This window comes from Engelhardtia mirabilis (assembly GCF_007748095.1).
Lineage (GTDB): Bacteria > Planctomycetota > UBA1135 > UBA1135.
In genome coordinates, this window is record NZ_CP036287.1 from 1,934,339 (window position 1) to 1,947,428 (window position 13,090).

Genomic DNA, 13,090 nt, shown 5'->3' on the forward strand with positions numbered 1-13,090 from the left:
GGGGCGAGCACCCCATCCGTGCGACTGGCGCGGATGGGGCGATGGACCTGGCCCCAGCGATCAACGCGGACCGGCGATGCGGTGGGGGACTTGGCCCAGGTCCCAGTCGATCACCAGGCCCTTGGCGATGCCGTCCGCCGCGCGCTTGCCGTAGAGCAGTTCTGCCAGGTACAGGGCCGGCTCGAAGGACGGCGCACCGCCCACGGACGTGATCGCCCGCCCGTCGTGGACGAAGCGCGCGTCGTGGTGGACGGTCAGGCTCGGGAACATCTCGGCCAGTCGTTCCCGATCGGCCGGAAAGGTCGTCACCTCCAGCCCATCAAGCAGCCCCGCCTGGGCCAGGACGAAGGCCCCGTCGCACAGGGACATGACGTAGTGCGCGCCGCTCCCCCGTTCGCGCACGAAGCCGATCAGCGCGGCGTCGTCCAGGTCCGAGTCCATCGAGTGCTCGGCGCTGGGCACCACCAGAACGTCGATCGCGGGGGCCGACGCGAAGGTGTAGTCGGGCAGCAGCCGCAGCCCCTCGAAGCTGGTCACCGGCTCCAGGTCGTGCGCCACGGTGAAGACGCGCAGGGCCTGGTCGGCGTGGAAGACCGAATGGTGGAGGATGTCGAAGGGAGCCGTCAGCTCGGTGTTGTAGACACCGTCGACGATGACGAAGCCCACCGACCACTCGCGATCGGGGCGGACCGCCACCGGAGTTGCGGCGGTCTCGGTCGCGCGGGCCCGATCGAGACCGGAGCAACCGCAGGCGAGCAGGGCGGGCAGCAAGACCAGCCAGGTGCTGTGGGTCTTCATGGCCCGGAGTCTAGGGCCCGTTCCGGGTCCGGGTTCCCAGCGCCCGCCGCGTTCCGTCGTCCCGAACGGCCAGCGGTCGACCCGAGACGTGCTCGGATCGACCGCTGGCCCGACTCGCTAGCCTCTCAGCTCTGGCTCTCGACCTCGACCTCGTCGCCCGCGATCTCGCGCAGGGCGTCGATGAAGCCGGCGTAGCCCGGATCCTCGTTGCCGATCGCCAGGGCCTTGCGGGCGTACTTGGCGGCTGCCTCGGCGTCTTCGCCGAAGCGCGAGCCCCAGGAGGCCGCGTTGCCGTACAGCATGAAGGCGTCCTCGGCGTCGTGCAGCTCCAGGCCGTCGAGGACGGCGATGGACTCGACGAAGGCGAGGGCGGCATCCTGGCTGGCGACGCTACGCATCTGGGCCACGAGGGCCTTCTCGATCAGCCCCTCGGCGTTGCGCGGGTCGAGCTCGATGGCGATGCCCTTGATCTCGTCGTCGTAGACTCCGGCTTCGAGCAGCGCGCTCAGGGCGCGCAGCTTCAGGCCGGCCTCGTTGGCCGCATCGATCGTGAAGGCCTGGCGCACGATCGGGGTCACGCGCGAGACGAAGGGCGAATCGCCATCGAGTTCGGCGAGCAGCGCGAAGACACCCTCGAGGGCCTCGGCCTTCTTGTCCGGCTGCGCGTCCTCGAAGGCCTTGATCACCGTGTCGACCTTCGCCATGGCGGCGCGGCCTTCGGCGCGAATCTCGGTCAGGTGCTCGACGTACTTCTCCGGACCACCGTCACGGTAGCCGGTGGATGCGTAGGCCGTGCCGTCGGCGGTCATCAGCAGGACCGTGGGGAACCCGCGGATGCCGTAGAGCTTGCTGAGCTCGTCGTTGCGATCGGGGTTCGGGACCTTGGCCTTGACCTCCTCGGAGTTCGGGAAGTCGAGCTTGAGCAGGACGAACTGCTCCTGGGCGGGGGCCAGGAACTCTTCGTGCTCGAAGACCTCACCGTCGAGCTTGATGCACCAACCGCACCAGTCCGAGCCGGTGAAATCGACGAACAGGTCCTTGCCCTGCTCCTTGGCGGCGGCGGCAGCGACGTCGAAGTCGGCGTACCAGGGGCTTTCGGCGGCGGGCTCTTGGCCGGCGATGGCGAGGCTGGGGGCGATCGCCAAGGCGACGACGCCGAGGTTGAGGCGCATGGGGTTCTCCGGGCTGATAGTGGGTTCTGCGGACCTCGAGGAGGGTCTGGAGCCCTCGCACGGTAGTGCGAGAGCCTACGCCGGCCCCGCCGCCCCGTGACCCTCTCGGCGGGTGAAACTGATGTTGGGTCGGGCCGGGGCTCAGGCCGGAGCGATCCGCGTTCCCGCGAGTCCGCCGCCGGCGACCCAGCGTGCGAATTCCGTCGGTGCCTTCGCCGGAGCGGCCGCGTCGGCTCCGAGGGCCCGCTCCCAGAACTCCACCGCGTGGTAGTTGCCGAACTTGACCCCGGCCCGCTCGACCACGCCCACCTCGCGGTAGCCCAGGCGGCGGTGGAGGACGCGGCTGGGCTCGTTGGGCAGGGCGATCCCGGCCACGACGCAGGTGAAGCCCTGACCGGCGAGCAGGTCGATCAGGACCGTGCCCAAGAGGTGACCCACGCCCCGACCGCGATGGCCGGCGGCGACGTACACCGATGACTCACAGGTCCAGTCGTAGGCCGGTCGGGCGCGAAAGCTCGTGGCGTAGGCGTAGCCGGCCAGCAGCCCCTCGGCGTCCTCGGCGACGATCCATGGGTGGGTCGCGAGAACGGTCTCGAGCTTGTTGGCGAACTCCCGTTCGGTCGGCGGCTCGAGTTCGAAGGAGATCGCGGTGTCGCGCACGATCGGCGCGTAGATCGCGAGCATCGCGGCCGCGTCCCGGGGCCGTGCGACCCTCAGCCGCAGGGTCGGGTCCTCCGCGGTCAACGCCCGCCCTCGCCGGCGACGGCCCGACCGATCAGCAGCGAAGCCAGCTCGTCGCAGGCCTTGCCCGCTGCGTCCCCCGCGACGTTGGTGGTCACGATCGCGGCGAAGCCCTCTTCGGGAGCCGCCCAGACCACGCAGTACCAATAGGTGTTGCTGCCCGCGTGGTTCAGAACCGGACCCTTCGACCAGTTGCGCCGCAGCTTCAGCCAGCCCAGTGCGTAGTCATCGCCGCGCACCCGGTGCAGCGACTCGAAGGACGCCGCCGTGAGCGGGTCGCCCTCACCCGCGCCGCGACGCAGGTGCAGGCCCAGGAACCGCGCCCAATCGGCCATGGGCATGTGCGCGGTTCCGGCGGGGGCGATCGCCGCAGGGTTGTCGGCCAGGGCCGAGGGCGGCATGGCGACCAGCGCCTTCGAGCCGGGGCGATGCCCGCGGGGCGCGTCGTCACCGACGGGCGGACCGAATCCGGCGCCCTCGATCCCCAAGGGCGCGAACAACTCGCGCTGGATCAAGGTCTCGAACGGCGCGCCGCCCACCGCTTCGATCATCGCGCCGGCCAGGGTGTAGCCGATGTTGGAGTAGAGGTACCCGCTGCCCGGCGGCATCTCGGTGGGCTCCGACAGGATCTGTTCGACCAACCGCGCGCGCGCGTCCGCGGGGGCGCCCGTATCCATCTGCAGGCTCACGGCCAAGGCGCGGCCCGGAATGTTGGCCACCACTCCGGCGCGGTGGGAGAGGAGCTGCTCGAGGGTGACCTTGCTCCAACTGGGGTCGATCGTCTCGAAGCGCTGCGCGAAGACCTGGGCCGGACTGCTGGTCCATGCGAGGTTGCCGGACTCCACGTAGCGGGCGGCGAGGGTCGCCGTCATGGCCTTGAGGCACGATCCCAGGTGCCAAGGCGAGGCCAGGGTGACCGGCGTCGTCCCGCCGTATTCGGTCGTCCCGGCCACGCCCGCCAGCTCGATCGTCCCGTCCGCGCGCACCAACGCACAGCCCAGGGCCGGCAGGTCATGCGCCGCGCGGATCGCCTCGACCTCGTCCGCCAGCGGCCCCCTGTCCGGGGTCGCGGCGGGGACGGGGACGGGGCTCTGCGCGGTGGTCTGCTCCTGGGCAGACCCACCGACGACGACGGTCAGCGCGAGGGCGAGGGAGGTCAGGTGCGCGACGGTGCCCATGGCGATGCTTGCTGAAGTGGGGGTGAACCGGGCCGTCAGGAGGTTGGCGGCCGATCGAAGAGGGCGCGGCGGTAGTAGCGCAGCTCTTCCAGGGACTCGCGGATGTCGTCCAGGGCGCGGTGGGCCTCGCGCTTGGCCGGCGCCGCCGCGAAGACGTCGGGGTGCCAACGCCGCGCCAGCTCCTTGATGGTCGACACGTCGATCAGGCGGTAGTGCAGGTAGCTCTCGAGCCGGCCCATGTACTTGGTCAGGAAGCGCCGGTCCTGCCAGACCGAGTTGCCCGCGAGGGGCGCCGTGTTCGGATCGCAGTGCTCGGCGATGAAGGCCAGCAACTGGTCCTCGGCCGCCTGCTCGCTGACCGTCGACTGGCGCACGCGCTCGGTCAGGCCCGACGCGCCGTGGTGCTCGGTGTTCCAAGCGTCCATCGCGGCGAGCAGTGCGTCGTCCTGGTGGACCACCAGCTCCGGTCCCTCGGCGATGATTTCGAGCTCGCCGTCGGTGACCAGCACCGCCGCTTCGAGGATGCGTTCGACCTCCGGGTCGAGTCCGCTCATCTCGAGGTCGATCCAGACAATGCGCTGTGCCCGTGAGTCCTTCGCCATGGGCTCGGACGTTACGTCTTGGACCGCCGAATAGGAACCGCGCGCGGCGGATCCGCGGCCTGCTGTGCGCGGTCCCTCGGTCAGGGTCGCGCGAGCGTCGTGTTCGAACGCCGAGCGAGCACGCCGAGCACTGCCGGCGCGCTCAGCGCCGAATGCGAACCATCGCGTGTTGCAGCACGAGCGTTCCCGCCCCGGATTCGAGCTGGATCCACAGACGTCCGCGGTGGTCCGCCTTGGACCCGGCCGGGGCAGCCGCGGTGCCGCTGGTCACCGATTCCCACTCGATCGGGACGCCGTCGGAGGCGGGCTCCGTGGGCGAGACCGGCCCGGCGCCGACTCGCAAGGTGGGTGCCGCGTCCGATTCGAAGCCGAGCCCGACGGTCATCTCGACGCGGTAGGCAGCGCCGGCCTCGAGCCCCTGGAGCGGGCGGACCAACAGGGCCGGCCCGGCGATGGTGAGGCCGTCCGGACCGACCGCGGCCTCGCCGGTCACGGCCCGCCAACCGGCGGCGGAGCCGTCGAATTGGAACTCGATCACGTCCTCGACCCGCAGGTCCAGGGCCGGCGACACGTCGTGGGCGCCGGTGAGCGGATCGATGGTGATCGCCTGGGCCACCATGTGGGTGCCGAGGGGCAGGCCGTCGGGCACCACCAACTCGGTCTCGTAGGTCCCGTCGAGCCCGATCGAGGCCGCGGGGTCGACCGAGCCATCCGCGATCCACGCCAGACCCTGGGGGCCCAGGACCAGGCCCGGGATCTCTGCCAGGACCGTCGACTGCTCCGCTGGCGCGAGACCCAGGAGCACCCGACGTCCGGGGTCGCCGGTGACCGTCAGCCGCACCCGGCGCAAGCGCGCGAGGCCCATCTCGGCCGGAGCGGCGGCCGGGGCGGCCCCGTGGGGCTGGATCGCCGAGAGCCCCGCGTCCAGAGCCCCGGCGGCGGCGCTCGTGGGCCCCGCGCTGATGGGGCCCGCGGCGACGAGGACGGCGGCGGTGAGGAATTCCGGCGCTAGGAGCATGGCGGCGAGGCTGGGGGCAAGGGGGGTCCGGGCGTCGAGCGGGCTCGAACCACCCCGGTCTCGGGTTCCATCGGAGCGTAAGCACGTTCCGCACCAGTGGGAACGCACAATCCTGTCACGTGTGGCACGACCCTCTGCGGTCCGCACTGACGACCATTCTCGATGCCCACGGCCACCTCGCCTTCACCCCTGCGCGCCAGTGCCGTGCTGCTGGGCATCACCGCCGTCTGGGGCCTGACCTTCCTTTGGGGGCGCGACGCGATGCTGGCGGCCGAGGCCACCGCCGAGGCGGCCGGGCTGCGGCCGGGCGCCCTGCGGGACCCCGCCGCGGCCGGCTTCGTGGCCCTGCGTTTCGCGATCGCCTGGGTCGGGCTCTGGGCTGCCGGCCGCCTGCCGCGCCTGGGTTGGCTCTGGCCGCCGGCGGATCGCGGCGCCGGGATCACGGGAGCCGCGGTCGGCGGCCTGCTCCTGGCTGGGTTCCTGCTGCAGATGACGGCCCTGGCCGAACTCGACGCATCGGTCACGGCCTTCCTGACCAGCCTCTACGTGGTCTTCACCGCACTGCTCGCGGCGCTCCTGGCCCGCCGCGTCCCGCGCGGCACGACCCTCCTGGGGGTGATCCTCGCGACCCTCGGCGCGGGCTTCATCGATGGGCCGCCCCAGGTCAGCTTCGCCCTGTCGGAGTGGTTGACCGTGGCCTCGGCGGTGCTCTTCGCGGGCAGCATCTTGGCCACCGATCGCTTCACCAAGGTCCACGAGCCGCTGGTCTTCACCCGCGTCGGCTTCGCGACGGTCGCCGTGGGTGGAGCGGCGTGGTTCGGGGTGACGCTGATCGGCTCCGAGCCGGGAACCGTCGCGGCCTTGGGCGAACTGCTCATGCTGCGCGCCTTCCTGTGGCCGCTGCTGTGCTGCGCGCTGCTGGCGACGACGATCGCCCTGACGCTGATCAACCTGTACCAACGCCATGTGGACCCGGTTCGGGCCGCGGTGCTCTACGCCCTCGAGCCGGTTTGGGCCGCCATTTGGGTGCTGGCCCTCGAGGGGGGCGTGCCCGGTCCGTGGCTGCTGGGGGGCGGAGCGGCGCTCTTGGCCGGCAACTTGGTGGCGGAGTTGGCGCCGCGCCTGCGCTGAGCGCCCGCCGCCTCAGCGTTCGACGTAGCCGAGGGCGCGCAGCTCCTCGACCGTCTTCGAATCGCTGGCCCGTAGGGTCACCACCCCGTTGCCGTCGCGCAGGATCTGCTGGCGAATCCCCTCGAGCTCCCAGAAGTGCTCACCGAGCAGTTGGGCAGGACCCGAGACCCTCAAACTCACTCGATCCGTGGTCCGCAACTCCCGCTCGAAGATCGGCGCCTGCTCGGAGACGTCCGACGCTTCGTAGCTGGTGACCATGTGTCGACCGGTCCCACCGTCCTCGATCGACTCGATGAAGGTGAGGTCGGATGTCCGCAGGGAGCGCTGCCAGGGAACCGAGGCCGTGGAGGGGTGGATGTGTTCGTTGGTCGAGGCGAACGAGGGCCTGCCGCCGTCGACTTCGCCGCGACCCAGGGCCAAGAGGTCGATGCCTCCAGTCCACTTGGCCGGTTCGAGCCCAGCCGCGCGCAGCAGGGTCGGGTGCAGGTCGATCAAGCTGATCGGCATCGTGACCACGCGACCCGCCTCGGCGCCCCCGGGCAGACGCAGGATCAGCGGCACGCGCAAGGTCTCGACGTGGAGCTGCTTGTGGCCGAACTCGCCGTGCTCTCCGAACTCCTCGCCGTGGTCGGACGTGACCGCGATCAGCGCGTCGCGCTCGATCAGCGCGGGCCACAGGCGCGCCAACTCCGCGTCGGCGTAGGCCACCTCGGCCTCGTAGAGCGAATGAAGGAAGGCCACGTCGTCCGCCGTGAAGCTCTCGCGCCCCAGCAGCATGCGGCGGCCGTTGGGCCGCGCGCCCGCCTGGGCCTGCTCGGCGCGAACCTCGTCGAGGGCCTCGAGGAGTGGTCCCTCGTAGTCGCCGGCGAAGCGCTCCAGGTAGGGCGCGGGCGGGAGGTAGGGCTCGTGCACCTCGTAGGTGTGCACGAACAGGAACAGCGGCCGATCGTCGTCCTCGTCCAGCAGCTCGAGCGCCTCGTCCACGCGCTCGGCGACGTCCTCGAACTGCGCGTGCACCGTCTGGAAGCCCTGCAAGAGGTCCCAGCTCGCGCCCAACGGACCCCCGTCGGTCAAGGCCGCCGTGTGGTAGCCGGCGTCGGCGAAGTGCTCGGCCAGGGTCACGAAGTCCGGGTGCAGGCCGGGCGTGCCGTGCTCGAGGCTGGAGATGTTGGCCACGCGGTGGGTCCAGGGCTCGAGGCCGGTGAACAGGGTCGCGTGGCTGGTGGCCGTGTTGGGGGCCTGGGACAGGACGTGTTCGAAGCGCAGGCCGCCGGCGGCCAAGCGGTCCAGTCCGGGGCTCGTCCCGCGCGGGTTGCCGTAGCAGGACAGGGCGTCGGCGCGCAGGGTGTCGATCGACACCAGCACCACGTCGCCGCCGGGCCACACGCCCTCGGGCGCGCCACAACCGGCGGCGAGGCCGGTGACCAGCAGCAGCGCGAAGCGGTTGGCGGCGGAACTCACGCCTCAAACATAGCGCTGGGCCGCCGCGTCGCCCTCGAGGCGCGTGAATCCGCGGTCGAGGTAGGTGCGGAAGTAGCGCCGCAGCTCGGCCGCCGACCAGGCCCCACCGTTGTCGCCGAACTTGGTCAGGAAGGGATTGAAGTCCGGGTACATGGCCCCGGTGCCGCGCCCATGCCAGGCGCCGTGCAGGGTGCAGCGGGCGAAGTTCGAGATCAGCACGTCGTCGAAGATGCGCCACTCGACGGCGGTCATCAGGGAGTGCCGCGGGACCTCGAGGGTGAGCCCGCGCTCGGCGTGGTCGGGTGAGATCTCGACCCGGTGCACGCGGCCACCGACCTTGAAGTCGATCCAGCCCAGGAACCCGCGCCAGTGCTCGACCCGGCCCAGGTAGGCGCGCAGGCGCTCCACGTCGGCGGCCTCGAGCGGCTCGGACCAGTCGTCGCCGAAGTCCTCCGGGGGAAACAGGTCCTCGGAGGCCGGTCGGGGGTCGAGCCCGTAGACCTCGTCTCGGGTGAAGTCCACGTGGGCGAAGGGCGGCAGCAGCTCACCGCGCGTGGCGTCGAAGCCGCGGGCGTGTTCGTCGAGCCCGGTCAGGTACTCGTTGGCCCAGGCCGAGTCGGTGCGCTGGTAGCGGTGCATGGAGCTGAAGGGGACGAAGCTCTTCAGCCCGAAGTGGTCGAGGAGCCCGTTGATGCCGGGGCCCAGGGGCTCCTTCGACGCCGCCGGCGGCACCACGCGCGCGCCATGCTCGTCGAAGAAGTTGATCAGGTCCGCATCCCCGTGGCCGGTCAGGGCCAGCAGGTAGCTGCGGTCGAAGCTCCGCGCCGCGCGCCGCAGGAGGTCGCCGCCCCCGCGATCCCCCGCGTCGTTGGTGTCCGCCACCAGCCGCCCTCCCAGGTCCATCAGCAGGGATGCGTCCTGGTAGTAGTCGGCCATGGCGAGCACCCGCAGGCGCGGCGACAGCTCGGTCCACTCCCCGTCGGGCAGCACGCGCACGTCGAAGCCCTCCGCCGCCAGCTCGCGGGCGATGCGACCGCCGACATGGTCGGCCAAGAGGACCTGCTTGCCCTTCATCCGCGCCAGGGTCGCGTGGCACAGGTGGTCCGGATGGCCGTGGCTGATCCACAGGTAGCGGCACTGGTCGATCGCTGCTCGCTGGGCCTCCGGGATCTCGTGGCTCAGGGTCCAGGAGCCGAAGTAGGCCGGCCCGTCGAGCCAGGGGTCCGTGGCGAGCACCGGACCGCCGTCGTAGGCGATCACGGTCGCGTTGCCGATCGTCTCGAATCCGAGGTCCATAGGGCGTGGAGGTGGGGGGCGAAAGGCGATCTCCGAGTCCGGATTGGGGAGCAGGATAGCCGGCCCCGGGACAGGGTGGAAGCCGGGTCGGCGGGCTCGGCGTCGGCGCTTCGCGGGAGCGCGGTGCAGGGCGGGCGTGGGCTCGACTATGGGATCGCTCCCGGTGTGCCCCCGACGCCGCCAGGACGGACACGGCTCTCACCGAGCGCCAGTTTTCAGTGATCGCGCGAGTGATTTCGGCCCTCCGCGGCATCTACCTGTCAGGAGCCGCGATCAACGCGGCGGGAAGACCTTCCAGGTCTGGGCGTCGAAGGCTGCAAGACAGAGCCTCAGATCCCCAACAAGGAGGTGTCCCGGGCAGCAGCCCACGACAATTCACGGATCGACCCAATGGAGCGGACCCCGGCGGCGTAGTGCCAGGGTCACGAGTTCACCGGAGCAGCCGGCGAGCTCACTCCGCAGGAGAGTGGAAAATGGCGGTCAACGTTTTGGAATTCGGACTCTGGATCGTGCGGCAGGTCATCGAACTGGTGATCGGCTGATCCCTGCCCCCGCGAGGGGGCGACCCTGGGGACAGGTCCACGGACCTGTCCACCCGCAGACAAGCAGACCCGGCCCGGACCTCTCGCGCCCCGTCCTCTCGCGCCTCGGCCTCTCGTTCCTACCCTCGCGGTAGAGACACCTGGAGGCCGACGCGGCGCGACGGGTCACCGAGCTGGGCTTGCTCGGCCCAGGCCGGAACGGTCCAGCCGGTACCGCCCAGCCGGTACCGCCGGCACGACGACGAACAACACGGGTCTTCGCCATCGAGGAAGACGACATCGGGGAACACTCGCGCGTGGACAACGGACGCCACCGCGAGACACAGGTTGGCCACGAGTGGGCAGACCAACACGTTAGGGATGACGGGGCGCTGCGTGGTTCCGCACTGATCGGCGGTCGAGCTGGGGGGCTCGGACCGGCGGGAGCGGCCACGCCACCCTCAGCCCGAAGGAGCCGGTCTGGCAGGACCGGCTCCTTCCTTCTCAACGACGGCTTGTCGACTCCGGCCGTTCTTCGATGGCCGCGACCACGCGCCGGCCGCGAATCCCCACCGGCCGCACGTCATCCCCCGGCGCCGTCCGCGAGACCTGGCTCAGCGGTCGAAGGCCATGCAGCGATCGATCCAGGCCCGCGTGTTCTCGCGACCCTCGCCCAGGCGCAGGTGCTCGCGGAAGTAGGCGTGCAGGGGGCTGCCCGCAGCGGCGGCCTCGGGGACGGCGGCGTAGTAGAGAACCGGCGCGCAGGTCAGGTCCGCGGCCGTGACCGCGTCACCAACCAACCAGGGCGACTCAGCCAGGCGCGCTTCCAGGTCCGCCGTGCGCTCGTGGGTGGCCTTGCTGGCGGCTGCGCTGGTCTCGGCATCGGAGGTTCCCGCCAGGAACAGGCCCAGCAGTGCTCCGACCGCGCTGACCATTTCGCCGGAGCGCCGCTCCCACTCCTCGATTGCGCGCATCCCGTCGCGATCGGGAGAGAAAAGGCGCGGGCCTTGTTCCGGGAAGTTCGCGTCGATGTAGCGCAGGATCGCGCCCGAGCCGAACAGGCGCACGTCCCCGTGCTCGATGGTCGGCGTCAGGGGCTGGCCGGTCAGGGCCAGGACGCCGGAACGGTCCATGGGGTCGACCGCCACCAGCTCGTGCTCGAGACCCTTGAGCCCCAGCGCCAGACGGATCTTGATCGAGTTGGGAGAGAAGGCGATCTGGTGTAGGCGCAGCTTGGGGGTCATGGTCGGTTCGGGGTTCGGTGGGGAGCGATCGCGTCTGGACGCCCGCGGGCGCCGCGAATCAGACTAAGTCCCATGGCCGAACAACGGATCAAAGTCGTCGTCGGAGACATCACGACCCTCGCAGTCGACGGAATCGTCAACGCGGCGAACGAATCACTGCTCGGCGGCGGTGGGGTGGACGGGGCCATCCACCGGGCGGCCGGGCCGGGGCTGCTCGAGGAGTGCCGCGCCCTGGGGGGCTGCGCCGCCGGGAGCGCCAAGATCACCGCTGGCCACGACCTTGCGGCCCGCTACGTGATCCACGCCGTCGGGCCGATCTGGGAGGGCGGCGACGACGGCGAGGCGGAGCTCCTCGCCGGCTGCTATCGCACGGCCCTGGAGCTGGCGCGGGACCACGACCTGGAGACGATCGCCTTCCCCGCCATCTCGACCGGCGTCTACGGCTTCCCCAAGCGGGCCGCGGCCGAGATCGCGGTGGCCCAGTGCGTCGCATTCCTGGCCCGCTCGGACCGACCGGCGCGGGTGCTCTTGTGCTTCTTCAGCGAGGCGGACGCCGAGTTCGGTCGCGAGGCCCTGGCCCGATCTCGAGGCTGAGGAGCGGGCCGCGGGACGGTCCCCACCGCGCCCGCGGGCGAGTTGCCGCGCGGGCGGCGCTGCGCTCTCCGCCGTGGTCGGCACGGAAGCCATGGTTGCTAGGTTCTCCGCCAGTGCCGCAGCGGCGCCTCGCGAGCAGACCACCGGCCCGCGGGGTCGAATTCCCGGCCCTCGACACTCGCCGCGAATCCTGGCGATGGAAGCGGGCTAGACTCCCGCCCCGCGACGCCGCCGAACCGCAAAGCCCATGACCTTCGACTTCCCCACTTGGGACCCGGTCCTGTTCGACCTGCCCGGCCCCGTAGACGTCCGTTGGTACGGGCTGATGTATATCGTCGGCTTCGTCATCGCCCAGTGGATCGTGACGCGACTCGCGCGGGCGCGCTTCCTGCCGGTCGACCCCCAGCGGGTGGGGGACCTGATGGTCGCCCTGCTGATCGGGGTCATCATCGGCGGTCGGATGGGCTACGCGCTCTTCTACGACCAGGGCCTGGTGGATCCGATTCGGATCTTCGAGCTGTGGCGTGGGGGCATGTCCTTCCACGGCGGGCTGATCGGCGTTTTCGTGGCCTTCACCTGGTGGTCGCGCAAGAACTCGGTGCCGTGGCTGCGGCTGGGCGATGCCTGCGCCCTGTGCGTGACGCCGGGCATCCTGGCCGTGCGCTTCGCCAACTTCATCAACGGCGAGCTCTACGGCCGCGTTACCGAGGCCACGACTTTCGGCGCGATGCGCTTTCCGACAGATGCCGTCGCGCTGACCGAGCTGGGCCTCGCGGGCATCGAGGACACCCGCTCCAAGGAGCTCGCGCTCCAGGTCGCCGTGGGCCACCGCCCCTGGGAATCGGTCGCCGACCGCCTGGCGCCTGCCTACTCCGACGGCACGCCGATCCCGTGGGACGCGATCCGGCCTCGACTCGACTGGGAGCGCGCGGCCGAGGCCGTGCCCTTCCGCCATCCGTCCCAGCTCTACGAGGGCCTCAGCGAGGGGCTCTTGCTCGGTTTGGTGCTACTACTCGCCTACCTGTTGCTCCGTCGGCGCCCCCTCGGTCCCGGTGGCTACGGCGGGATCTTCCTCGCGGGCTACGGCGTCGCGCGCTTCCTGCTCGAGTACGTGCGCCAGCCCGACTCGCAGTTCACGTCCAGTGACGATCCGGTCGGCACGGTCTTGTTCGGGATGACCATGGGTCAGACCCTGTCGAGCGCGATGGTGCTCACTGGGGCCTACTTCATCTGGCGCGGGCTGCGCACGCGCGCGAACGCGGGTCCCGATTCGCCCGCGGGCATCGACGTCGAAGCGGCCACCTGAGGGCGGCAGCTGCCGCCGCCCCGCGCTT

12 protein-coding genes are annotated in these 13,090 nt (G+C 71.0%); 3 read left to right on the forward strand and 9 right to left on the reverse strand.

Annotated elements, in window-relative coordinates; genetic code table 11:
- Nucleotides 1-60: 60 nt before the first annotated feature.
- The 6 genes from Pla133_RS06995 to Pla133_RS07020 form a co-directional block, all read right to left on the reverse strand.
- The gene (locus Pla133_RS06995; protein WP_145064111.1) at nt 61-798 is read right to left on the reverse strand and encodes a DJ-1/PfpI family protein; all 738 of its coding nucleotides are present in this window, start codon (nt 796-798) and stop codon (nt 61-63) included.
- Nucleotides 799-923: 125 nt separating this feature from the next.
- Nucleotides 924-1,970 (reverse strand): thioredoxin family protein, encoded by a 1,047-nt coding sequence (locus Pla133_RS07000; RefSeq protein WP_145064114.1) that lies wholly within the window; start codon nt 1,968-1,970, stop codon nt 924-926.
- Between the two features lie 141 nt (nt 1,971-2,111).
- Nucleotides 2,112-2,714, reverse strand: coding sequence for a GNAT family N-acetyltransferase (locus Pla133_RS07005; RefSeq protein ID WP_419192203.1), 603 nt, complete (start codon nt 2,712-2,714; stop codon nt 2,112-2,114).
- Nucleotides 2,711-3,889, reverse strand: a complete 1,179-nt coding sequence (locus Pla133_RS07010; RefSeq protein WP_145064119.1) for a serine hydrolase domain-containing protein — start codon at nt 3,887-3,889, stop codon at nt 2,711-2,713. The genes Pla133_RS07005 and Pla133_RS07010 overlap by 4 nt, the downstream gene beginning before the upstream one ends.
- A 35-nt stretch (nt 3,890-3,924) precedes the next feature.
- Nucleotides 3,925-4,491, reverse strand: coding sequence for an oligoribonuclease (gene orn, locus Pla133_RS07015; protein WP_145064121.1), 567 nt, complete (start codon nt 4,489-4,491; stop codon nt 3,925-3,927).
- A gap of 142 nt (nt 4,492-4,633) precedes the next feature.
- Complete coding sequence (locus Pla133_RS07020) at nt 4,634-5,509, reverse strand: hypothetical protein (RefSeq protein WP_145064125.1); 876 nt, start codon at nt 5,507-5,509, stop codon at nt 4,634-4,636.
- Between the two features lie 162 nt (nt 5,510-5,671).
- Here Pla133_RS07020 and Pla133_RS07025 point away from each other — a divergent pair, with 162 nt between their 5' ends.
- Complete coding sequence (locus tag Pla133_RS07025) at nt 5,672-6,640, forward strand: DMT family transporter (RefSeq protein WP_145064128.1); 969 nt, start codon at nt 5,672-5,674, stop codon at nt 6,638-6,640.
- A 12-nt stretch (nt 6,641-6,652) separates the two neighbouring features.
- Here the strand turns inward: Pla133_RS07025 and Pla133_RS07030 are convergent, their stop codons facing one another.
- The 3 genes from Pla133_RS07030 to Pla133_RS07040 form a co-directional block, all read right to left on the reverse strand.
- Nucleotides 6,653-8,101 (reverse strand): sulfatase, encoded by a 1,449-nt coding sequence (locus Pla133_RS07030; protein ID WP_145064134.1) that lies wholly within the window; start codon nt 8,099-8,101, stop codon nt 6,653-6,655.
- A gap of 3 nt (nt 8,102-8,104) precedes the next feature.
- Nucleotides 8,105-9,397: an MBL fold metallo-hydrolase gene (locus Pla133_RS07035; RefSeq protein WP_145064139.1), complete on the reverse strand. Its 1,293-nt coding sequence runs from the start codon at nt 9,395-9,397 to the stop codon at nt 8,105-8,107.
- A gap of 1,135 nt (nt 9,398-10,532) precedes the next feature.
- The gene (locus tag Pla133_RS07040; protein WP_145064144.1) at nt 10,533-11,162 is read right to left on the reverse strand and encodes a glutathione S-transferase family protein; all 630 of its coding nucleotides are present in this window, start codon (nt 11,160-11,162) and stop codon (nt 10,533-10,535) included.
- A 72-nt stretch (nt 11,163-11,234) separates the two neighbouring features.
- On the opposite strand from Pla133_RS07040, the gene Pla133_RS07045 reads away from it, so the two are divergent.
- On the forward strand, nt 11,235-11,756 hold the full coding sequence (locus Pla133_RS07045) for an O-acetyl-ADP-ribose deacetylase (protein ID WP_145064150.1): 522 nt from the start codon (nt 11,235-11,237) through the stop codon (nt 11,754-11,756).
- Between the two features lie 247 nt (nt 11,757-12,003).
- Nucleotides 12,004-13,062, forward strand: a complete 1,059-nt coding sequence (gene lgt, locus Pla133_RS07050; protein WP_145064152.1) for a prolipoprotein diacylglyceryl transferase — start codon at nt 12,004-12,006, stop codon at nt 13,060-13,062.
- Nucleotides 13,063-13,090: the final 28 nt, after the last annotated feature.